The sequence below is a fragment of the Neorhizobium galegae genome (genome assembly GCF_017877055.1).
GTDB lineage: Bacteria > Pseudomonadota > Alphaproteobacteria > Rhizobiales > Rhizobiaceae > Neorhizobium > Neorhizobium galegae_D.
The window spans coordinates 1158041-1180033 of sequence record NZ_JAGIPG010000001.1; the positions used below are offsets into that span (position 1 = coordinate 1158041).

23 protein-coding genes, 1 tRNA gene and 1 pseudogene are annotated in these 21993 nt (G+C 61.0%); 19 read left to right on the top strand and 6 right to left on the bottom strand.

Annotation, left to right across the window (positions count from 1 at the left end):
• Positions 1 to 76: 76 nt before the first annotated feature.
• Positions 77 to 1282, bottom strand: a complete 1206-nt coding sequence (gene carA / locus J2857_RS05400) for a glutamine-hydrolyzing carbamoyl-phosphate synthase small subunit (protein ID WP_210008974.1) — start codon at positions 1280 to 1282, stop codon at positions 77 to 79.
• 327 nt (positions 1283 to 1609) lie between these two features.
• Here carA and J2857_RS05405 point away from each other — a divergent pair, with 327 nt between their 5' ends.
• From J2857_RS05405 to rpoD, 3 genes are all read left to right on the top strand, one after another.
• Positions 1610 to 2062: a GatB/YqeY domain-containing protein gene (locus J2857_RS05405; RefSeq protein ID WP_373426834.1), complete on the top strand. Its 453-nt coding sequence runs from the start codon at positions 1610 to 1612 to the stop codon at positions 2060 to 2062.
• 170 nt (positions 2063 to 2232) lie between these two features.
• The gene (gene dnaG, locus J2857_RS05410; RefSeq protein ID WP_210008975.1) at positions 2233 to 4236 is read left to right on the top strand and encodes a DNA primase; all 2004 of its coding nucleotides are present in this window, start codon (positions 2233 to 2235) and stop codon (positions 4234 to 4236) included.
• Between the two features lie 656 nt (positions 4237 to 4892).
• Positions 4893 to 6956 carry an RNA polymerase sigma factor RpoD gene (gene rpoD / locus J2857_RS05415; protein WP_210008976.1) on the top strand — a complete coding sequence of 688 codons (2064 nt, stop codon included), beginning with the start codon at positions 4893 to 4895 and terminating at the stop codon, positions 6954 to 6956.
• Between the two features lie 68 nt (positions 6957 to 7024).
• Here rpoD and J2857_RS05420 read toward each other — a convergent pair whose 3' ends face one another.
• The 3 genes from J2857_RS05420 to J2857_RS05430 form a co-directional block, all read right to left on the bottom strand.
• A complete protein-coding gene (locus tag J2857_RS05420) occupies positions 7025 to 7264 on the bottom strand; it encodes a DUF2798 domain-containing protein (protein ID WP_210008977.1) in 240 nt (79 codons plus the stop codon).
• Positions 7265 to 7468: 204 nt separating this feature from the next.
• The gene (locus tag J2857_RS05425) at positions 7469 to 7813 is read right to left on the bottom strand and encodes a DMT family transporter (protein WP_210008978.1); all 345 of its coding nucleotides are present in this window, start codon (positions 7811 to 7813) and stop codon (positions 7469 to 7471) included.
• A 5-nt stretch (positions 7814 to 7818) separates the two neighbouring features.
• Positions 7819 to 8304, bottom strand: a complete 486-nt coding sequence (locus tag J2857_RS05430; RefSeq protein WP_432420141.1) for a TetR/AcrR family transcriptional regulator — start codon at positions 8302 to 8304, stop codon at positions 7819 to 7821.
• Positions 8305 to 8547: 243 nt separating this feature from the next.
• On the opposite strand from J2857_RS05430, the gene J2857_RS05435 reads away from it, so the two are divergent.
• The 6 genes from J2857_RS05435 to J2857_RS05460 all read left to right on the top strand — a co-directional run bounded on the left by J2857_RS05435 (position 8548) and on the right by J2857_RS05460 (position 12838).
• Entirely contained in the window at positions 8548 to 9642 is a 1095-nt protein-coding gene (locus J2857_RS05435; protein WP_210008979.1) for a DUF930 domain-containing protein, read from the top strand.
• Between the two features lie 124 nt (positions 9643 to 9766).
• A complete protein-coding gene (locus J2857_RS05440; protein WP_210008980.1) occupies positions 9767 to 10807 on the top strand; it encodes a zinc-dependent alcohol dehydrogenase family protein in 1041 nt (346 codons plus the stop codon).
• Positions 10808 to 10922: 115 nt separating this feature from the next.
• On the top strand, positions 10923 to 11321 hold the full coding sequence (locus J2857_RS05445) for a DUF427 domain-containing protein (protein ID WP_210008981.1): 399 nt from the start codon (positions 10923 to 10925) through the stop codon (positions 11319 to 11321).
• 148 nt (positions 11322 to 11469) lie between these two features.
• On the top strand, positions 11470 to 11823 hold the full coding sequence (locus tag J2857_RS05450; protein WP_037076181.1) for a DUF1428 domain-containing protein: 354 nt from the start codon (positions 11470 to 11472) through the stop codon (positions 11821 to 11823).
• An 81-nt stretch (positions 11824 to 11904) separates the two neighbouring features.
• Complete coding sequence (locus J2857_RS05455; protein WP_210008982.1) at positions 11905 to 12327, top strand: secondary thiamine-phosphate synthase enzyme YjbQ; 423 nt, start codon at positions 11905 to 11907, stop codon at positions 12325 to 12327.
• Between the two features lie 154 nt (positions 12328 to 12481).
• The gene (locus J2857_RS05460; RefSeq protein WP_210008983.1) at positions 12482 to 12838 is read left to right on the top strand and encodes a hypothetical protein; all 357 of its coding nucleotides are present in this window, start codon (positions 12482 to 12484) and stop codon (positions 12836 to 12838) included.
• A 166-nt stretch (positions 12839 to 13004) separates the two neighbouring features.
• Here the strand turns inward: J2857_RS05460 and J2857_RS05465 are convergent, their stop codons facing one another.
• Complete coding sequence (locus J2857_RS05465) at positions 13005 to 13754, bottom strand: SIMPL domain-containing protein (RefSeq protein WP_210008984.1); 750 nt, start codon at positions 13752 to 13754, stop codon at positions 13005 to 13007.
• Positions 13755 to 13993: 239 nt separating this feature from the next.
• Between J2857_RS05465 and J2857_RS05470 the strand changes: the two genes are divergently transcribed.
• The 6 genes and pseudogenes from J2857_RS05470 (at position 13994) to J2857_RS05490 (ending at position 18903) form a co-directional block, all read left to right on the top strand.
• A tRNA-Ile gene (locus tag J2857_RS05470) sits at positions 13994 to 14069 on the top strand.
• A gap of 107 nt (positions 14070 to 14176) precedes the next feature.
• Positions 14177 to 14335: pseudogene (locus J2857_RS31475) on the top strand (DUF6538 domain-containing protein); the annotation flags it as partial.
• A 21-nt stretch (positions 14336 to 14356) separates the two neighbouring features.
• Positions 14357 to 15862: a hypothetical protein gene (locus J2857_RS05475; protein ID WP_210008985.1), complete on the top strand. Its 1506-nt coding sequence runs from the start codon at positions 14357 to 14359 to the stop codon at positions 15860 to 15862.
• 128 nt (positions 15863 to 15990) lie between these two features.
• A complete protein-coding gene (locus J2857_RS05480; protein ID WP_210010043.1) occupies positions 15991 to 16392 on the top strand; it encodes a very short patch repair endonuclease in 402 nt (133 codons plus the stop codon).
• 130 nt (positions 16393 to 16522) lie between these two features.
• A complete protein-coding gene (locus tag J2857_RS05485) occupies positions 16523 to 17701 on the top strand; it encodes an HNH endonuclease (protein WP_210008986.1) in 1179 nt (392 codons plus the stop codon).
• Positions 17698 to 18903 carry a DNA cytosine methyltransferase gene (locus tag J2857_RS05490; RefSeq protein ID WP_210008987.1) on the top strand — a complete coding sequence of 402 codons (1206 nt, stop codon included), beginning with the start codon at positions 17698 to 17700 and terminating at the stop codon, positions 18901 to 18903. Before J2857_RS05485 ends, J2857_RS05490 begins: the two co-directional genes overlap by 4 nt.
• A gap of 447 nt (positions 18904 to 19350) precedes the next feature.
• Here the strand turns inward: J2857_RS05490 and J2857_RS05495 are convergent, their stop codons facing one another.
• Positions 19351 to 19758, bottom strand: coding sequence for a hypothetical protein (locus tag J2857_RS05495; RefSeq protein ID WP_210008988.1), 408 nt, complete (start codon positions 19756 to 19758; stop codon positions 19351 to 19353).
• A gap of 87 nt (positions 19759 to 19845) precedes the next feature.
• On the opposite strand from J2857_RS05495, the gene J2857_RS05500 reads away from it, so the two are divergent.
• From J2857_RS05500 to arsC, 4 genes are all read left to right on the top strand, one after another.
• On the top strand, positions 19846 to 20196 hold the full coding sequence (locus J2857_RS05500; protein WP_210010044.1) for an ArsR/SmtB family transcription factor: 351 nt from the start codon (positions 19846 to 19848) through the stop codon (positions 20194 to 20196).
• A 104-nt stretch (positions 20197 to 20300) separates the two neighbouring features.
• Positions 20301 to 20810 (top strand): arsenate reductase ArsC, encoded by a 510-nt coding sequence (locus J2857_RS05505; RefSeq protein ID WP_210008989.1) that lies wholly within the window; start codon positions 20301 to 20303, stop codon positions 20808 to 20810.
• Entirely contained in the window at positions 20807 to 21511 is a 705-nt protein-coding gene (locus tag J2857_RS05510; RefSeq protein WP_210008990.1) for an aquaporin, read from the top strand. The genes J2857_RS05505 and J2857_RS05510 overlap by 4 nt, the downstream gene beginning before the upstream one ends.
• Before the next feature lie 2 nt (positions 21512 to 21513).
• Complete coding sequence (gene arsC, locus J2857_RS05515) at positions 21514 to 21939, top strand: arsenate reductase (glutaredoxin) (RefSeq protein WP_210008991.1); 426 nt, start codon at positions 21514 to 21516, stop codon at positions 21937 to 21939.
• The last annotated feature ends 54 nt before the right edge of the window (positions 21940 to 21993 follow it).

The window sequence follows — 21993 nt, forward strand, 5'->3', positions numbered from 1 at the left end:
GATGAACAGGGGCGTTTATGGGACCTCAACCAAAGTTGAGGTCAATAGGGTTGCCAAATTTTTCGAAGCGCCGAAATCAGCGTTCCGCAAGGGCAGGTTCGCCCTTCTTCTCGCGCACCATGTTGATGAAGCGACGGAAGAGGTAGTGGCTGTCCTGCGGGCCAGGCGAGGCTTCCGGGTGGTGCTGCACCGAAAAGACCTGCTTGCCGGTGACGCGCAGGCCGCAATTGCTTCCGTCGAAGAGTGAAATGTGAGTCTCCTCAACGCCTTGCGGCAGAGACTTCGAATCGACTGCGAAGCCGTGGTTCATCGAGACGATCTCGACCTTGCCGGTGGTGTGGTCCTTGACCGGATGGTTTGCGCCGTGGTGGCCCTGGTGCATCTTCTCGGTCTTCGCCCCGAGCGCCAGCCCGAGCATCTGATGGCCAAGGCAGATGCCGAAGGTCGGGATGTCGGTCTTGATGACATCCTTGATGACCGGCACGGCGTATTCGCCGGTTGCGGCCGGGTCCCCGGGGCCGTTCGACAGGAAGATGCCGTCCGGCTTCAGCGCCATGATGTCTTCGGAGGAGGTCTGGGCCGGCACCACGGTCACCTTGCAGTCGAGGCCGGCGAACAGGCGCAGGATGTTGCGCTTGACGCCGTAATCGACGCAGACGATGTGATATTTCGCGTCTTCGGGCCGAAGTTCGCCGTAACCTTCGTTCCAGACCCAGGGTTTCTGGCCCCATTGCGAGGACTGGCCGGAGGTTGCCTCCTTGGCGAGGTCGAGGCCTTCGAGACCACTCCAGGCGCGGGCTTCGGCCTTCAGCGCCTCGATGTCGAAGACGCCGTTGGGGTCATGGGCGATGACGGCGTTCGGGGCGCCGTTCTGGCGGATCCAGGCAGTGAGGGCTCGGGTGTCGATGCCCGAGAGGCCGATGATGCCCCGGGCCTTCAGCCAGAAGTCGAGATCCTTGGCAGCGCGGTAGTTGGAGGGCTCGGTAATGTCGGCCTTGAAGATCGTGCCGACCGCGCCGCGGCGGGCTGCCGGCGTCAGGTCCTCGACGTCTTCCTCGTTGGTGCCGATATTGCCGATATGCGGGAAGGTGAAGGTGACGATCTGGCCGAGATAGGAGGGGTCGGTCAGGATTTCCTGGTAGCCGGTCAGCGCGGTGTTGAACACCACTTCGGCCGGCACCTTGCCGGTCGCGCCGATGCCAGTTCCTTCGATCACGGTGCCGTCGGCCAGAACGAGCAATGCGGTAGGTTTTTTGATTGTCCAGGGGGCGGTCGCGGTCATGTCCATCCTTCTGCCTCGCCGGTCCCGTCCCTTGAAGAGACAGGCTGCGAGGGCCATCTATGGTCGTTGAGAGACGGGCGCGCGGAAATCCCGGCGCAAGCCCAAACCTCTAAATCTCGTGCAGGTGCCGGAAAATAGACAAAGCGGACGAGGTGGTCAATCTCGCCGCTCAAGAATTCCACGAGGATTATAGTCCATGGGATTCAACGGTTTGGGTGATTTGATTTGATCGACCTGGACCTGTCGTCTATGACAGCGGAGTGAATGCCAAGGAAAAGCCACAATTCACCATGCCTGCGGCCGGCTTTTTCCCAAGGAGAAAGAAAGATGATGCGCGACAAGCTTTCCGATGCGCTCAAGGAATCCATGAAGGCCAAGGATACCCGCCGGCTTTCGACCGTGCGGCTGATCCAGACCGCGATCAAGGATCGCGACATCGCCAATCGCGGTCTCGGCAAGGACCCGGTCAGCGATGACGATATCCTGCAGATCCTGCAAAAGATGGTGAAACAGCGCGAGGAATCGGCGAAGATCTACCAGGATGCCGGACGCGCAGAGCTTGCGACGCAGGAGCGCGACGAAATCGACGTCATCAAGGGATTCATGCCCGAACAGCTTTCGGACGATAAAGTCCAGGAACTGATCAAGGCGGCGATCGCGGAGTCTGGTGCCCAGGGTCTGCGCGACATGGGCAAGGTCATGGCAGTGCTGAAAGAGAAATATCCGGGCCAGATGGATTTCGCCAAGGCTTCCGGTTTGGTGAAAGAGCTTTTGAAGTAAGCGGCCTTTTCGAGACTGGCAAATGAAAGGCGGGAATCCGATCATCGGCTTCCCGCCTTTTTCTCTTCCGGATCTCGCGAGCCGCCTGTGAATAGCGGGCAGCGTTTGTCTTGATGGTGGCGTTACCGGACGCCTGCGCTTATATGGAGGCTGGCCCCCGAGAGGTAGAAATGCGCTTTTCCAACAGTTTCCTCGACGAGATCCGCGACCGCGTGCCGATATCGGCCGTTGTCGGCCGTCGGGTGACGTGGGATCGCAAGAAGACCAATGTGTCGCGCGGCGACTATTGGGCCTGCTGCCCCTTCCACGGCGAGAAGAGCCCAAGCTTCCATTGCGAAGACCGCAAGGGCCGATACCACTGCTTCGGCTGTGGCGTCACGGGCGACCATTTCCGTTTCCTGACCGAGCTCGAAGGGCAGAGTTTTCCGGAAGCCGTGCAGACGGTCGCCGACATGGCCGGCATCGCCATGCCGCAGCCGGATCCACAGGCCGAGAAGCGCGAGAAGGAGCGCACGACGCTGCTCGACGTCATGGAGCTGGCGACGCAGTTTTTCCAGGACCAGCTCCAGAGCGCCGTCGGGGCCAAGGCGCGCGCCTACCTGCGCGACCGCGGGCTGACGGGCCGTACCATCGAGACCTTCCGTCTCGGTTACGCACCGGAAAGCCGCAATGCGCTGAAGGAACATCTCGTCGGCAAGGGCGTGCCGAAAGACCAGATCGAGGCCTGCGGCCTCGTCGTGCACGGGGAGGGGATCGCCGTCTCCTACGACCGTTTTCGCGACCGCATCATGTTTCCAATCCTGTCGTCGCGGGAAAAGGTGATCGCGTTCGGCGGGCGGGCCATGGCGCCGGACGCGCCGGCGAAATATCTGAACTCCAACGAGACCGAGCTCTTCCACAAGGGGCAGGTGCTCTACAATTTCGCCCGCGCCCGGCGCGCGGCGCAAGCCGGTCCAGGTAAGAGCGAAGGCGGGACGATCATCGCCGTCGAAGGTTACATGGACGTCATCGCGCTGCATCAGGCAGGCGTCGAGAATGCGGTGGCGCCGCTCGGCACCGCGCTCACCGAAAACCAGCTCGAGCTTCTCTGGCGGATGACCCCCCAGCCGGTGCTCTGCTTCGACGGCGACGGCGCGGGCCTGAGGGCCGCAAGCCGTGCCGCGGATCTGGCGCTTCCGTTCCTGAAGCCCGGAAGATCGGTGAGTTTCGCGCTTCTGCCCGATGGCAAGGATCCGGACGATCTCGTCAAGCACGAAGGCCGCGCGCCGTTCGACAAGGTGCTCAACGATGCAAAGCCGCTGGTCGAGATGATCTGGCAGCGCGAGGCGTCGTCGGCAAGTTTCGATACGCCGGAAAAACGCGCCGAGCTCGAGGCGCGGCTGAAGCAGATCGTTTCCGTCATCGCCGACGAGAACGTGCGCCGCCATTACCAGCAAGCCATCCGCGACCGGCTGAACAGCTTTTTCGCGCCGGCTCCGCGCGGCGGGGGCGACCGGCGCCAGAATTTTCAGCGCGGTTCGGGCGGCGGCAGGCCAGGCCAGGGCGGTCCGCCGCAGGGACCGCGTGCCGCGGGACGGGCTGCCGGCGTCTCGGACCGGCTCGCGCGCTCTGGTCTTGTGCGCGGTTACAGCGACCTGCCGGCGCTTCGCGAAAGCGTCCTGGCGCTCACCATCGTCAACCATCCCCAGCTTCTTCTGGAGGAATATGACGAGATCGCTGCGATCGATTTCGAGAACCGCGACCTGCAGCGCTTCTGGTCGGCGATGTTGCCGGCAGCCGCGACAGCGGGCGCCAACCTTTCGCGCGAATACCTGATGCAGCGGCTTGCCGGCGAGGGGTTCGACGTGATGCTGAAGTCCCTGGACCAGCAGGTGCGCAACGCTCGGCTCTGGACGGCGACCGAGATCGCCGCGCTGGAAGACGCGCGCGAGGGCTATCGGCAAGCGCTGTCGCTGCACAAGCGCACCAAGGCGCTCAGGCTCCAGAAGATCGAGCTGGAGCGGGAGATCGCCGAAACGACGGAAGCGGGCGACGCCGGCGAGATCGAGCCGCTGCTGCGCGCACTTTCCGAAGTCCAGCTCGAAATCCTGCGGATGGAAAACCAGGAAGCGATCATTGACGGGTTCGGGGTGCTTTCGGGTCGGGTGAAGGGTGCCGCCGTCAGCCACGGCTGAGAACAAGCGGCCGTCGTAAAACGCTGCCCTTGCCGAATAATGACGCGGCCCTATTGTATCGCGTTGAGTCGGCTTAAGTGGGGAGCTCGATGCAGACTTTGCGCCAATTGCGGTGTCGCACCGTTCAGCAAGGCGACGATGCCGAATGGCGCGGAGACGGTGGCGATCAATCTGAGATGCGCGCTGGAAATCGACATTGCCACGCTGGCGGTAACCCAGTATGACGGTGCTTCCCGCTAGGGAATATGCCGGACGAAAAGCATAGGCCTTTATGTCTAGGCAAACCCTTGTCTTTCAGGGGCTACCGCCTACATATCGGTTAAATCTGGTGAGCGTACCCCTATTAGGGCCCCTCAAAGGGCATATTTTTGACTTTTCCTGGGTATGACCCATGGAAAGGCTTGACGGGGCGTTAATTTGTGGGAATCACCATTTCAAGGCAAAATAGGCGGAGTGGGTCAATAGCACCGAACATGACCGGTGATCCTCTTGTAGGACGGTCCTGAGTGAAAAACGGCCGCCGAATGGTAATCGGGAATTAAAGGTCATTCCGTTACGTGTTGGACAGTGATTCGCGACTAAGGCGGTCAACCCCGTCTTCAGCCGGTGGCCACGAAGCGCGGCGAAAGTAGCGTTCAGGGAAAGCGACTAAATACATGGCAACAAAAGTCAAAGAAAACGAAGAAGCAGAGAACGAACGCGAAGGCTCGCACGACGGTCCGCTTCTCGACCTTTCTGACGACGCCGTCAAGAAGATGATCAAAGCCGCAAAGAAGCGCGGCTATGTCACCATGGACGAGTTGAACTCGGTGCTGCCGTCGGAGGAAGTCACCTCCGAGCAGATCGAGGACACGATGGCGATGCTGTCGGACATGGGCATCAATGTCGTCGAAGACGAAGAGGCGGAAGAAACTGCCGCCAGCGACGACGACGCCGACGGCGATAGCGACGATAACGAGGGCGAAGGCGGCGAAATCGCCACCACCTCCAGCACCGCGCTCGCGACAGCGAAGAAGAAAGAGCCGACCGACCGTACCGACGACCCGGTGCGCATGTATCTGCGCGAGATGGGCTCCGTCGAGCTTCTTTCGCGCGAAGGCGAAATTGCGATCGCCAAACGCATCGAGGCCGGCCGCGAAACGATGATCGCCGGGCTCTGTGAGAGCCCGCTGACCTTCCAGGCGCTGATCATCTGGCGTGACGAACTGAACGAGGGCACCACCCTGCTCCGCGAGATCATCGATCTCGAAACGACCTATTCCGGTCCTGAAGCCAAGGCTGCGCCGCAGTTCCAGAGCCCGGAAAAGATCGAGGCCGACCGCAAGGCCGCCGAGGAGAAGGAAAAGACCCGCAAGGCCCGTTTCTCCGCTGCCAATGACGACGATATCACGGCCGTCGGCGGCGATGGCATGAACCTCGAGGAGGAGGAAGAGGACGACGACGAGTCGAGCCTTTCTCTCGCCGCGATGGAAGCCGAGCTGCGTCCCCAGGTCATGGAGACGCTCGACACGATTGCCGACACGTACAAGAAGCTGCGCAAGCTGCAGGACCAGCAGGTCGAGCAGCGCCTCGCGGCGACCGGTACGCTCTCATCGGCCCAGGAGCGCCGCTACAAGGAGCTCAAGGACGAGCTGATCACCGCGGTCAAGTCGCTGTCGCTCAACCAGAATCGCGTCGATAGCCTGGTCGAGCAGCTCTACGACATTTCCAAGCGCCTGATGCAGAACGAAGGCCGTCTGTTGCGTCTCGCTGAATCCTACGGCGTCAAGCGTGACTCGTTCCTGGAACAGTACCAGGGTGCCGAGCTCGATCCGAACTGGATGAAGTCGATCGCCAATCTGGCCGCCCGCGGCTGGAAGGAATTCGCGCGCGCCGAGAACACGACGATCCGCGACATCCGCCAGGAGATCCAGAACCTTGCGACGGAAACCGGCATTTCGATCGCCGAATTCCGTCGTATCGTGTCCATGGTGCAGAAGGGCGAGCGCGAAGCGCGCATCGCCAAGAAGGAGATGGTCGAAGCGAACCTTCGTCTCGTCATCTCGATCGCCAAGAAGTACACGAACCGCGGCCTGCAGTTCCTCGACCTCATTCAGGAAGGCAATATCGGCCTGATGAAGGCGGTCGACAAGTTCGAATACCGCCGCGGTTACAAGTTCTCGACCTATGCGACCTGGTGGATCCGGCAGGCGATCACCCGTTCGATCGCCGACCAGGCCCGCACGATCCGCATTCCGGTGCACATGATCGAGACGATCAACAAGATCGTCCGCACATCGCGCCAGATGCTGCATGAGATCGGCCGCGAGCCGACCCCGGAAGAACTGGCCGAGAAGCTCGCCATGCCGCTCGAAAAGGTCCGCAAGGTCCTGAAGATCGCCAAGGAGCCGATTTCGCTCGAAACCCCGGTGGGTGACGAAGAGGATTCGCATCTCGGCGATTTCATCGAGGACAAGAACGCGCTCCTGCCGATCGACGCCGCCATCCAGGCGAACCTGCGCGAGACCACGACCCGCGTTCTCGCCTCGCTCACGCCGCGTGAAGAACGCGTGCTGCGCATGCGCTTCGGCATCGGCATGAACACCGACCATACGCTCGAAGAAGTCGGCCAGCAGTTCTCGGTCACCCGCGAACGTATCCGCCAGATCGAGGCGAAGGCGCTGCGCAAGCTGAAGCACCCGAGCCGCAGCCGCAAGCTGCGCAGCTTCCTGGATAGCTGAGCGATTTCAGATATGGAAAATGCAAAACCCGGCCCGCGAAAGCAGGCCGGGTTTTCTGTTTTTGGTGATCAGGCCGGCCGGATCAAGGACTGGACGATCCGCCGCGTCACCGGCAGGGCTCCAAGCAGGGTCGGGAACGCGATAAGCCAGGAGACCAGCCATGCCGACATCCAGCTCGGCAGAAATTCGGGAGCAAAACCGAGGTTCTTGAGTGTCGCGACACCTGACACGACAAAAGTCATCAGGATGGACAGAACGAACGGCATGAGAAGGGCCGCATAGCGTGCGGGGAGGCGCATAAGCTTCATGGAGAAGACTTTTCTGAAGAGGATCGTCGATCGATATCGAGCATATGCATCCGATCAAAATCGCCACTACCGACGATCCGGGGTTGGGATGCGTTGCTTCACGTTAGACGCTTACGGCTGAGTTCAGATCCAGCGACCGTTTCCATAGCGAAAAGCAGATCGCCGGGCAATATCGGGCGGTCACCTAAACCTGGCATTCATTTTTCAATGCCCGACCGAGCTCGAAAACACGTTGACCACCACGACGCCGGAGATGATCAGGCCGAGGCCGATGATGGCGGCGGTATCGAGGGTCTGGCGGAACAGGACAAGGCCGACGGCCGAGATCAGCACGATGCCGAGGCCGCTCCAGATCGCGTAGGCGATGCCGACCGGCAGGGTGCGCAAGGCGATCGACAGGAGATAGAAGGCGGCCGCATAACACAGCCCCATCAGGATGGTCGGCAATGCGCGGGTGAACTGCTGGCTCTGCTGCAGGAAGGTCGTGCCGATGACTTCGAGCACGATTGCACCGGCGAGCGAACCGTAGGTGAGGAGGGCGGGGTTCATTTTCGTTACTCTTGTATCGTAAGGTTTTGCAGGTGGTCGCGGAGTTCGGCGAGTTCCTTTGCCGGTAAACCGTCCGCTTCCATGAGATTGGCGAGCCAGATGCCATCCGCCGCGTAGCGCGCGAGCTTGAAGGCCGGGTGACTGTCGGTCTGCGCATGGCGTTCGAGCCGATCGTGCATCCATTCCGACCAGAGCTGTCTGAGCCGCGGATCGGTCATGCAGGAAATCGACAGTGCCGCCCAGGGGCTTTCGGCCCCATCGCGGGTCACCTGGAAAAAGGCGTCGACATAGGCGCGCGTGAACCGGCCCCGGTCGATTGCGTCCTCGCTCATCAGCCGGTCGATCTCCATATCGAGCTTGCCGAGCAGGTCTTCGAAGACGGCTTCGACCAGGGCCTGCTTGCTCGGGAAATGATGCAGCAGCCCGCCCTTGGTGACCGATGCCGCGTCCGCGACCGCCTGCAGGGTCAGGCTGCCGAGACCTTCATCCACGGCGCATCGTGCCGCGTGGTCCAGAAGGGATCGCCGTACCTGTTCGGGTTGTTTTTCTCGCCTGTGAGCTTTCGACATGGGATAAACATACCATATGGTCGGTTTGTTTGCAATGGGCAAACTGTCTCCGAATCCCATTGAAGAGGGGCGGCAGCGCAACTCGCTTCCGGAAAGCTGGATTTTGCGTTGTTTTGATCACTCGGGGACTCGATCCGGCCGGCTTTCCATCTTACATCCGCTGCCATGACGGATTTATCTGGAAGGCCGCGCGGTGACATAGGATGGGGCATCCCTGCCTCCATCCTGGTACATGTCGTTTTCGTGGCGGCCCTGTTCTTCCACCTGCCGGTCGATCAGTCCGAGCCGGAGAAGGAGGAGAGCGTCCAGGTCGAGATCGTGCCTCCGCCGGTAGAGCCGGAGAAGAAGCCGGAAGAGCAGAAGGCCGAAGAGAAGAAGCCGACCGAAGAGGCGAAACCGGAGGAAAAGAAGCCTCCGGAACCTGCAAAACAGGAAGAGGCCAAGAAGGCGGAGCCACCTCCGCCGCCTCCGCCGGCGCCTCAGGAAAAGCCTGCCGAGCCGCCGCCGTCCGCCAAGGAGGCCAAGGGGCAGCCTTTGCCGGTTCTGCGCCCCGTCTTCGAATTCGGCGAGAAGGACAGCGGACCGAAGAAATCCGAAACCGGTAATGCATCGAAGGAAACGACCAGCCCGCCTGCCGAGAGCAAGGCGGATGCGGAGGCCGCCGAGCCGGTAAAGCAGGCGAAAGAGGCCCCTATCGTCGTGGAGGCACCACCGGCCAATCCGGTGCCGGATGATATCCAACTGCCGGAGGTCGGCGTTGCTGCAGCCAACGGATTGCAGAACGGTCCGGTCGCTGGGGTTTCGCCGGATGCGACCAAAACCGAAATCGTGACTGCACCGCCGACCGCTTCGCCCAAGAGCGCCCCCTCCAAGACGCCGACCGCCGACAAGCCGGTCGAGCTGACCGAGGCAAAGACGCTGTTTTCGCAGAGCGCTACGGGTGATGCCATCGCCACGACGGCGATGGGCAATGTGCCGCGAGGGGTGCGCGCCGGCCAGCTCTGTGCGACGGAACTTCGCGAGCAACTCCGGCATTCGGCTCAATCCTACAGACCGGAAATGCTGCCGGCCTATCGTCTACCGAGCGGCACTGTCCTTGAAGTCAAGCGGGGCGCATTCCGGGCCAATGCGCAGTGGTACGACCTGAGTTTCCGCTGCGAGGTTGACGAGGATGCCACCAAAATCGTGTCCTTCGCATTCGACATCGGCGCGCCGGTGCCGCAAAGCGAGTGGCGCAAGCGCGGCTTTCCGGAGTTGTGAGAAACCTCCGGCAACGCCTAGTCGTGACGTAATCGATGCAGGTTTGGTAAAAGGTGCCGCATGGGTTGATTGACCCGTGAGCCGCGTCGATTATGCTGCGGCCGCATCAAGATGGGGGCCTCCAATGAAAGCCATGTTCTACGAAGCCTTTGAAAAGGCACCGGAAATCCGCAATCTTCCCGATCCGGAGCCGACATTTGACGGCGTCGTGGTCAAGGTCGGCGCGACCGGGCTCTGCCGCAGCGACTGGCATGGCTGGATGGGGCATGACCCGGATATCCAACTGCCGCATGTGCCGGGCCATGAACTTGCCGGCAAGGTGGTGGCGACCGGCAAGGGCGTGATGCGCTTCAAGATAGGCGACCGGGTGACGGTGCCGTTCGTGTCGGGCTGCGGCCATTGTTCGGAATGCCATTCCGGCAACCAGCAGGTCTGCCCCAACCAGTTCCAGCCGGGCTTTACCCATTGGGGCTCGTTCGCCGAATATGTGGCGATCGACTATGCCGACACGAACCTCGTGCACCTGCCTGAGGAGATCGACGATGCGACGGCGGCGAGCCTTGGCTGCCGGTTCGCCACCTCCTTCCGCGCCGTTGCCGACCAGGCCCGCACCGGGCCTGGCGACTGGGTCGCGGTGCATGGCTGCGGCGGCGTCGGCCTGTCGGCGATCATGATCGCCACCGCGCTTGGAGCCAACGCGATCGGCATCGATCTTTCCGAAGACAAGCTGGCGTTTGCCCGCCAATGCGGTGCGGTCGCAACCATCAACGCGAGCGCGGTTGCCGATGTGGTCGAGGCGGTTCGCGAGATCACCGGCGGTGGCGCGCATGTGTCGATCGACGCGCTCGGCCACCCGGTCACCTGTTTCAACTCGATCAAGAACCTCCGCCGCCGCGGCCGGCACGTGCAGGTCGGGCTGATGCTTGGCGAACATGCTACGCCCTCGATCCCGATGGCGCAGGTGATCGGCCACGAGCTGGAGATTTACGGCAGTCACGGCATGCAGGCCTGGCGCTACGATGCCATGCTCGCCATGCTGAAGGCTGGCAAGATGAAGCCGCAGCAGCTGATCGCCAAGCGGATCAGCCTGGAAGAGGCGGTGCCGGGCCTGATGACGCTCGACAGGTCCGAAACGCCCGGCATCAGCGTGATCACCACGTTCTGACGGGTGACGCGGCGATTGTTCGCCGTCGATGGCCGGAGCGTTCCGCTTCGGCCGCTTGGTGGCGTTTAGGGGCGCCCTATATCGAGGGTACACGTCGAACCCGAAAGGACGAACCATGAATGTCAGGGCACAGAAAATTCCAGGGCCGGATCATCCGATCACCGTTGCGCACAATCCGGCGCGGGTGGTGGTGAAGCTCGGCGGCAAGGTGATCGCCGACAGCGTCAATTCGCTCACCTTGCGCGAGTCCTCCTACCCGCCGGTCCACTATATCCCGCGCAAGGATATAGATATGTCGCTCCTCGAGCGGACCGACCACCAGAGCTATTGCCCGTATAAGGGAGAGGCTTCCTATTTCAGCATTCCGGCCGGCGGCGAGCGTTCGAAGAATGCCGTCTGGTCCTACGAAAACCCTTACGAAGCCGTCTCCGGGATCAAGGAGCATGTCGCCTTCTATCCCGACCGGGTCGATTCCATCGAGGAGCTTGGCGCGCCTGAAGCAGGTCAGTTCTGACCGGCGGATGGGCGGCCGAGCGTGCGCTTGCCGCCCTTCGGAGCTTTGTGGGGGAAAACCCCGGAGGATAAAGAAAAAGCGGGTGCACTTGTCGGCTTTGCTTTCCCTCCCACGTCCTTGGGGTGTTGACGCAACAAGGAGGAAAATCATGCCCTATGTCGACGGGTTTATTCTGGCCGTGCCCAAGGCCAATCTCGAACGCTACAAGGACATGGCGCGCCTTGCCGGTGCCGTTTGGATGGAAAACGGCGCGTTGTCCTATGTGGAATGCCTAGCCGACGACGTGCCCTACGGAGAGCTCACCTCCTTCCCGCGGGCCGTGCAGGCCAAGGAGGACGAGATCGTCATCTTCTCCTGGATCACCTATGAAAGCCGGGCCCGCCGGGACGAAATCAATGCAAGGGTGATGAAGGACGAGCGGTTTTCCGGAGACGAATGGACGCAGGTCTTCGACGGCAAACGGATGATCTTCGGCGGCTTCGAGCCCTTCCTGACATTATAGCCGGCCGATGATAGGAGTGCCGTCTGCCTGCCGGCGCTTCCGTTCTTGCTGCCGGCGCCGACCGCCGATGAGGACCGTCCCATGCCCCAGACCATGATCTCGATCTCCACAAGCGGCCAGGGGCTCTACGAATTCACCGATGCGGCGCAGGATTTTTTGCGCCGTACGCAGGCGGGCGAGGGGCTGCTCACCGTGTTCGTGCGCCATACGTCCTGCTCCCTGATCATCCAGGAAAATGCCGATCCGGACGTTCGCCGCGACCTGAAGACCTTTTTCTCCCGGCTGGTGCCGCCGACCACCGATCCCGACATGCGCTGGGTCACCCATACCACCGAGGGCCCCGACGACATGCCGGCGCATATCAAGGCGGCGCTGACCACCGTTTCGCTCGGCATTCCCGTCAGGGACGGACGGTTGGTGCTCGGCACCTGGCAGGGCATCTACCTCTTCGAACATCGCGACCAGCCGCATGTCCGCCAGGTCGTGCTGCATCTTTCGCCGTGACCTTTCGGGTCCGAGCGGCAGATGAATACCGGCTGAATGACCGGTTAGGATGTTGTTCAGACCCCTTGGGCTAGGGTCGCGCCAATCGCTCGGAAAGGCGAGAGCAACAACCTTTGGGGCCGCAGAACCTGGCCCGGATTTCGGAGAACATTCTATGACCAGCATGATCATCAAAGCCGGTGTGGCCGCCCTCATCGCGCTCACCGGCCTTTCCGCAACAGCCCCGACGGCTGCTGCCGCCGGCCCGGAATTCGCCATCCAGGTGCAGTATCGCGACCGTGACCGCGATTGGCGTCCCGATCGCGGCGGTGATCGTGACTGGCGTCCGGATCGCGGGCCCCGCGGCTGCGCTCCCTGGCTGGCAGAAGAAAAGGCAAGCCGGATGGGCCTGCGCCGCGCCCGCGTCGTGGATGCCGGCCGCCGGGTCGTCATCGTTGCCGGTTTCGGCCGCCGCGGCCCGGACCGGGTCGTCTTCGCCAACGAGCGTGGCTGCCCGGTCATTCGCCGCTAGGCTTCATCCCCAAGAACCCTTCCGTCTCCATCGCCCGTTGACGGAGGACAAGCGCCCCCACCAGGTCTGACGATCTGGTGGGGGCGTTTTATTTTCTGCCTATTTGCAGGCGAGGGAGGGCGGGCGCCCTTGGGGAGGGCGTCCGGCTCTGTTCGGCGACCCGTAATTATTGCTCCAGAGCAAAGGTGACGTTGACGGTCACCGTATAGGTGTTCTCGCCGCCGGCGACCGGAACCGCTTCGGCGGCCATGTCCTTGGCCATCGCCATGCGCACCATCTGCTGCGGCGCGGGGCGCATGGAGTTCTCGCTGATTTCCAGGATCCGGCCGAGCTTCACGCCGGCCGCTTCTGTCAGCGTCCTTGCCTTGGCGAGCGCCTCGGCGACCGCCTTCTTGCGCGCCTCGGTCATCGCGTCGTCGGGCTTGTCGTTGGTAAAGGCGATCTGGCCGCCCTGGTTGACACCGAGCTTCACCGAACGGTCGATGAGACCGCCGAGTTTCTGAAGATCGCGGACCTTGAGGGTGAGTGTGTTGGACACCTCATAGCCGATCACCTGCGGCGGCTCGATGACGCCTTCCTTCGGTTCGGGATGGCGATATTGCGGATAGATCGAGAAATTGCTGGTCTGGATATCGCGATCGGCGATGCCGTCGCTCTTTATAGCCGAAAGTACGTCCTTCATGGCGGCGCTGCTGGCCGAAAGCGCCGCTTCCGCCGTCTTGCCGTTGCGAACCACCGAAAGCGTCAGGATGGCCATGTCGGGCGCAACGGAAGCCTGGCCCTCGCCGAGCACATTGATGACTGGCTCGCGGGGGCGGATATCCTGGGCCAAAACCTGGCCCGAGGAAGAGACGGCGACCGCACCGGCAAATGCGGCTGCAAGGACGAGACGTGACGACGAAAGCGCAACGCGCATGGATGTTCTCCGATCTGCCAGAGCGGAGGGAATGCTGTTCCCTAACCCGCCCGTAATGTTCCGTCTGCCGCGCGAACCCGCCGAAACGGGAATCGGCTCGGCCTGTTCGCGCCAGACGAGCCTACCTGCCGGTTGATTGTGAAGCTATTGCGGCAACGGCTTGTAGCATCTCGTGAATTGCGTTAGAGCGGACCTCGATGTGACGGCGGACCATTGCGCCCCACTTCTGCCGGATCGGCGGGCCTGTAGCTCAATGGTTAGAGCCGGCGGCTCATAACCGCTTGGTTGGGGGTTCGAGTCCCTCCGGGCCCACCAGCATCCTAAGGCGCTGAATTTCCTTAAAGTTTTAGGCGCCCGTTTTCAGCGTACACACCGCTGTACGCACGACCGTACACATGCCGGGCCCACTAACGGGGGCATGGATGTACCTTTGGCGTCGACCATCTGGATTCACTTTCCAACAACGTGTTCCGGTTACCCTCCGGGAAAAATTCGGGGAATCGCCCATTCGGCTCAACCTCGGCCCGCTTCCTATCGAGGAAGCTAGGCGTCGAGCGCGAATCCTAGCCGGCGCGACGACTGCCCTTATTGAGGAGCCGGAGATGACGCGCGACGTCCTGACATCCACTTTGGCGGCGCTTTCCGCCGAACTCGCCGACGCGAAGAGGCAGGCGAGTTCGTTAAACATACAGATGGCGAAGCTCCAGGCCAGCCGTCGCGAAGCGTACCATGAGGAGCAGGAGTACCCCAATACTGCTGGGCGCCTAGAGAGATTAACAAAACATGTGGGGCCGCTTTACGAACGCAAAAAACAGCTTGCGGCACTTCAGGAACGGCTTGGTAGGATCGGGCAGGCGCTGGCGTCCGACAAGACTGCGTGGGAATCCGAGCGGGCGACGTACGAGTCGGTCGTCGGGCTTCTCGGGCGGATCGAGCGTCAGATCGCCGTTCCAGCTCCTGCAGCGGCGCTGGAGCCGGTCCCTGAGCCGGAGGCCGATGAAAGGGCGTTCAAACCGAGCACGTTGCTGAGTGTGGCCGGCAGAGCGATTCTCGATGCTCGCAAGGACGCAGTGAACCCCAGCGGCAAGAGCGCGCCCCGGTATGAAGACAGGCTCGAAACAGCATTCACGGCGTTCTTGGAAATTATCGGCGACAAGCCTTTGACGTACTACCTTCCGATCCATATGCAGGACTTCGCAACCTTCCTCGCCCGCGTTCCTACGAACCGTTCGAAGATCGCGCTTTTTAAGGGACTAACGTTGGAGCAGACTGTCGAGAAGAATGCGAAGTTGCCCCTCGACCAACGAAAGCCGTGCATGTCGGAAACGACCGTTGCCAGCTATCTCTCGGAAGTAAAAAACATCTGGTCCCGTTTTTCGGCGGGGGTGCCGGGGTTGCGCGACATGGGCGCCTACAGGGTATCGATGCCGAAGGATACCGTCTCGTCCATTGATCGGGAACCGATGGCCATTCCTTCCCTCAATATCTGGCTGCGCGATGCGGCAACGCCCAAGCTCATGAAGAAACCGCACAAAGCCTGGTTGCCGCTAGCTGGCCTACTCACTGGGATGCGGCTCACGGAACTGATCTATCTTCAACGGACCGACATCGTGGATGCCGAGGGAAACGAAGTCATTGACCTGACACGCCCGCTTCGGCTGGGCGGACAGGACATCGACCGCCCAGTTAAGACGAAGACCTCGAAGCGGTACGTCGCAATTCATCCGCTGCTCCACGAGTGCGGTTTTATCGAGTACGCGAAGAATGTGAAGTCCCCTGATGGCTTCGTGTTTAGCCACTTCCACACGGCAGACGATCCGGCGGACGCCGCCCAAAAACAGATGTATAACTGGATGAACGCGCTCGGGATCCACAAGACGCAGCGGCAAGTGTTCCACAGTCTTCGGCATAGTGCGAAAGACTGGTTCCGCGACCATGTCGGCGAACGTCTCGCCGATAAGCAGTGCGGCCATGCCTTTTCAGGTGTGAGCGCCAATTACGGGGCCAAGCTCCTAAAACCGAAGGAAGTCCGGCAGATCATGGCTATGCCCCCTCCGGAAGGCGTCGACTTTTCTGAGTTCACCAAGTTTCCGCCGAATAGTTACTAGATACTGCTCTCCTAGTCTGCAACTGGGAGGCTGCTGGGCGCCGTCATCGCCGTGCAGTAGGGCTCTACAACAGCGTTGTTAGGTGATGCTTGACGGACACCCTGAGCCCCGGACAGCGTTCTGAGCGAATGGCTCGCATTCGCAGTAAGGACACGAAGCCGGAGATGATCGTTCGGCGCTTGGTCCACAGGATGGGGTTCCGATATCGACTCCACAAGCAGGAGCTTCCAGGAAAACCGGATCTGGTTTTCGCGAACCGCAGGAAGGTCATATTCTTGCACGGCTGCTTCTGGCACCGCCATGACAGCGCAGGCTGTAACAATGGCCGCCTTCCTAAGTCGCGGCTTGACTACTGGCTACCGAAGCTAGAGCAGAATGTCGCCCGCGACACCAAGATCAGTAACGAGCTCAATGCATTGGGATGGGGTCAACTCGTTATCTGGGAGTGCCAGGTCAAGAATCAGAACCTGCCTACCCTTTGCGAGGAGATAAGACACTTCCTATGCGACGAAGCCACGCACTCCGCATGACGGCGTGCCCCCTCACAAGCACCCTTAGGCTCCCCCAGAGCGACGATCGAGTCGAATATTCGCGGCTCAGATCTAGCGACTCACCCGTGTTTCAGCGAAGCTACCGGAGGTCTATGTCGCAGGGGGGACTATGTGGAGTTGGGATCAGGGCCGGCTGGATTACTTCCAATTCGACAACCTGAAGAAAATCGCTAAGTTCGCGCTGAACAACGACCTGCGCCTTACTGACCGCAAGACCCTTCATGGCGTCACGAGGCTGCCGTTTCTGCCCGACGACGACAGATATCCTCCATGGAGGAACTACAGTCGCGTCTTTGGCCTGTCGCTGATCTGCGCGAGAGTCGGCACTGGGTCGCGCCCAACGAAGATTGCGCAACTGCTTGCCTCGGACGGCGGCGTCACGACGGACGAGTACTTCCACTTCCTCTGCGAGGCGACCACCGATCCGTCACCGGTCCTCCAGGATTGGAATCACGCGACAGTGCGCCGATACCCCCTGCTGTTCTCGCTGAAGTTCATGCTGGCCCGCGCCGCAGTCGGGGTCTTCACGACAAGTATCTCCGAAATCGTCGCCTCCTATGGGGCTTCCGGATTTGTTGGAGACGAGGATCAGGCAGCGTTTGTCGACCTCATCAACGAGGGCCATGACGCGGACAAGGTAGACCGACAGGCCGCCGAGAGCATCCAGGTGATCGCCCAGATCTCCTACCTCTCCTTGGACAAGCGGGAGCTGACGGTCTCGCTGACAAAGGAAGACGCCGCCAATCTGTTCGACCAGCTTGATCCGATCGGGGGCGACCCCCTCAGAGACGGCGCCGAGGAAGTTTTCCGAATCACCGACCTCTTCGAATCTGCGGTCGACAACCTGGAGCTCGACTACGCGACGACAGCAGTCAGCGACGTCGAAGAAGCAGGATTCTCTGCAACCACGACATTCGCCGAGGGCGCGAAGTCTCGGAAGACCCATCTGATCATTGAGCGCAATGGGAAAATCCGGCTCGAGTTCTTCAAAACGAACCCTTCGCCGGTCTGCGACTTTTGTGAGACAGACACCTCGAAAACGTACCCCTGGACACCGCGGATCCTTGACATACATCACTTGTTGCCGCTTTGTTCCGGCGCGAGAACGTCGAAGGACGGAACAATGCTCGATGATCTGGTTGCGGTATGCCCAACGTGTCATCGCGGTATCCACCGGTTCTACGACGCGTGGTTGAAAAATTCCGGCCAGCGGGACTTTCTTGACGCCGAGCAGGCTAAAGTGGTCTACGGGGAGGCCAAAGGCGCATATAAGGCGGCGACTACATGAACATGCTCAGCATCTCTCCCAAGTCCTCGCAGGATCTCTTCACGGCTCACAGCAAGCTACTTAATGCGGCTGCCGCTGGCGAAGACATCTGCGACGTCATGGAGCGTGTTGGCTGCACGATAGACGACTTGGTGTACTCCAACAGCAGATCCCTTGTGTGGACCGGCGCACGTCCGCGTTCGCTGAAGGATTTCGCTCCGGCCGCAAAGGGAGTCCCCGTCGTGTCATTCTTCACGGGCTGCGGCGGTATGGATCTCGGACTGGAGGCTCTAGGATTCGAGCACAAGGCCGCGTTCGAGTTCAACGAGATCTTCTGCAAGACGCTCAGGGTCAACCGCCCCAAGTGGAAGGTTTTCGGCCCCCCACACTATAACGGCGACGTCTCCAAGACCGAGGAGATCATCGAACAGTTGACCGGTATCATCTCCAATCCTTTCGAAGGCGTCTTCGTTGGGGGGCCACCTTGTCAGCCGTTCTCCATCGCGGCAAATCAACGCTTCTCGAAGTCCGGAGAGAACTTCAAGCGGGTCGGCTTCGCCCACTCTAAAAATGGCAACCTGCTGTTCAAGTTCGTCGATCTTGTCGTACACTTCCGGCCAGCGGCCTTCATCATCGAGAACGTGCCCGGACTCCGTGACCTAGATGGCGGCGAGCAGCTCGGCGAGGCAATCAAGATCCTGACTGCAGCGGGCTACGCCGTAGAAGACCCGGAAGTATGGGATGCTGCGGACTACGGAGTACCCCAATTCCGTCAGCGAATGTTCGTTGTGGGATCGCGCGTCGGCGGCAAGTTCGAGATGCCAGAGAGACTGTCACACGTCGGCTGCGGCAGCGTCCTGGATACCCTTCCAAAGTCAATGGACGAGAACCACGAGACGCGGAGGCATGCAGTCGCTTCGATCATGCGCTATCGAGTCTTGGACTACGGCAAGCGCGACCAGCTCGGTCGAGTCGACCGCCTGACGCCTACACGTCCATCGAAGACGGTTATTGCCGGAGGCACGAACGGCGGTGGCCGCTCGCACCTGCACCCAGAAATCCCGCGGACTCTTAGTGTACGCGAATGCGCGCGTCTCCAGACGTTCCCCGATAGCTACAGATTCCTTGGACCAAACGCGCGGCAGTTCACGCAGGTCGGCAACGCCGTTCCGCCAGTTCTCGCGGCTACTCTAGCTACGCAAGTCGCCAAAGCGTACTTCTAAGCGGACTCCGTGATGACACCTAAACGCGACAACACCGATTCTGGGATGGGCCACAAAGTTCGTTGAGGAGAGCGCTTGCTCTCTTACGACGAAAGCGATGGGCGCTTGACCGCGTCACGCCGACGACGGAGCATTGAAAAACCGCCATCAACGGGCTGCAAGCCTCCGGCGGTTTTCACAGGATGTTCTCAAATGTTGAACGCAGCCGCTGAAAATGTAAAGCCGCCATTGACGGCGAATTGAGCCGGGGGCTCGTATCCGAGCCCTGCGACGCTGAGCCGAACCTTACCCACTCAACCAAAAATGTTGACGAGGCCCCGCGTGGCATAGGCAAACTTATTGCCGCCACTGCCGCCGCACTAGAGACATCCGTCGCCAAGCCGTCGCACATCATGCACTCGCAGGTCATGCGCTGATTCTCCGGAGGAAAGCGCCGCGCACTCCAAATCAATAGCCGGCGGTCAGAAAAGCGAATTGAGGCACAGGCACAAAGACATCCGAGCCTTTATGATCGATCGGCACGCCGCAAAGGAACTGCGAGGAGCGCTTGGCCGCCAAGAAGCCTGGCGTCTGACCGCCGCCTAAATCGTACTGCAGAACATGCCCGGACAGCACGCCAGCTTCCTCGCTGAATGCCGGGCCAACTTTGGGGGCATCCACGTAATGGACGGCCAACTGCAGCGTATATTTCCATCCGCGCTTGAGCCTATGGCCGGCGTATTCTTCGAAGACGTCGGCCTCGACCTTGGTGACGAGCTTCATGAGATTGAAGCGACCGCCGAGCATCGACACGCCGAAATTTTGCCCTCTCACCTTCCCGCCGAATGCGAGGCGCTGAAGGTAGCCGAAGAGCACAACCAGCACCCCGCGAATGGTGGTCCTCTTGCAAAGTCAGCCTCACTGGAGTACCCATGATTCAATATTTCAAGGATTATATGAATGTTGAATCAGCAGCAGGCTCTGGGGGCCTTCGGTGCTCTCTCGCAAGAGACGCGACTGCACATCGTCCGGATGCTGGTTGTCGCCGGACCCGAGGGCATGGCGGCAGGTTTGATTGCCGAGCGGGCAGGGGTGTCGGCGTCCAATATTTCGTTTCATCTCAAGGAGCTCGAACACTCGGGCCTGGTCTTCCAGCAGCGTGAATCGCGCTCGATCATCTACAGGGCGAATATCGAGGTGCTGGGCGATTTGGTGCGCTTCCTGATGGAGGACTGCTGCGCGGGCCATCCGGAAATTTGTGCTCCCGCCATAGAGGTTGCCGCCTGTTGCGCTCCCGCTGCGGCGAAGGCGTGACGGCTCGAAGTCGCCGGTGCCACCGTCCTTGGCGGTCGGTCCGGAGCATCCGAAGCGGGAAACAGAACAAGCCTATCGGAACAACGTCACCAGGGACAACCGTCATGTCTGATCGCACCTACAACGTCCTCTTCCTCTGCACCGGAAACTCAGCCCGCTCCATCATCGCGGAGGCCATCCTGAACAGGCTCGGCCAGGGCAGGTTCAAGGCCTATTCGGCCGGCTCCCAGCCGAAAGGCGAAGTCCACCCTTACACGCTCCAGCTCTTGAAGACCCTGAACTACGACACCAGCTTCGCCCGCTCGAAGAACTGGGAGGAGTTTGCGGCTCCAGGCGCCCCGCAGATGGATTTCGTGTTTACCGTTTGCGACAACGCCGCCAACGAGGCGTGCCCGGTTTGGCCGGGACAGCCGATGACCGCCCACTGGGGCGTTCCCGATCCTGCCGCCGCCGAAGGGACCGAAGCCGAGAAGCACTTCGCTTTCGACGATACCTACAGGATGCTCAACAACCGCCTCTCCATCTTCACCAGCCTGCCGATGACCAGCCTCGACAAGCTGGCACTCCAGAAACGACTGGACGAGATCGGCCGCGACTCCCAGAAGGCCGAATGAGCGTGGCGGTCGATCTTGGACGCCGCCTGGTCGCGGAGGCCCTCGGCACCGCGATCCTCGTCGCAACCGTCGTCGGTTCGGGCATCATGGCGGATCGGCTGACCGACGACACGGCCATTTCCCTCTTGGGCAATACGATACCGACCGGAGCAATCCTGTTCGTGCTGATCACGATCCTCGGCCCGATCTCGGGAGCGCACTTCAATCCCGTCGTGACAATGGTTTTCGCCGTGCGTCGGGAATTCAAGGTCTCTGCGGTCACTCCTTACATCCTGGCGCAGATAGCGGGCGGCGTGTCCGGAACGATGGTCGCTCACGCGATGTTCGATCTTTCGCTCCTCCAAATATCCGGAACGATCCGTACGGGATCGGCTCAGTGGATTGCGGAGTCGGTTGCGACTTTCGGCCTGCTGCTCACCATACTTGGCGGCTTGCGCTTCAGGGTCGAGGCGGTCCCTCTGCTGGTGGGCCTCTATATCACGGCGGCCTACTGGTTCACGGCATCGACATCCTTCGCCAATCCGGCGGTCGCCATCGCACGGAGCATCACCGACACCTTCTCCGGCATTCGCCCCACCGATCTGCCGGGCTTCATTGTTGCCCAAATCCTCGGAGCGCTCATCGCCGCCGCCATGGCGGGATGGCTGTTTTCCGAACGAGGCAACGAAGTTCCCCCTATTACCGCGCAAGGAGCCGATTGAACATGGACGTCACCATCTATCACAACCCCGCCTGCGGGACCTCCCGAAACACTCTGGAACTGATCCAGCACGCAGGCATCCAGCCAACCGTGATCGAGTATCTGAAAACCCCGCCGACCCGCGAGCAGCTCGTCAGGATGATTGCAGACGCCGGACTGACCGTACGCCAGGCGATCCGCGAAAAGGGCACGCCCTATGCGGAGCTCGGCCTCGACAATCCGGAGCTGACCGACGACCAGCTTCTCGATGCGATGCTGAAGGACCCGATCCTTATCAACCGACCGTTCGTCGTCACCCCGATGGGTACGCGCCTGTCGCGGCCGTCCGAGTTGGTCCTGGATATCCTGCCTGTGGACGCGTTCAAGGGGCCGTTCACAAAGGAAGACGGCGAACGCGTTCTCGATGATGAAGGAAAGCGTATTGCCTGAAACGTTTCCTGCCGCATCGCCCGAGCATTTCCGCATGCCCGATCGCGATGAGGG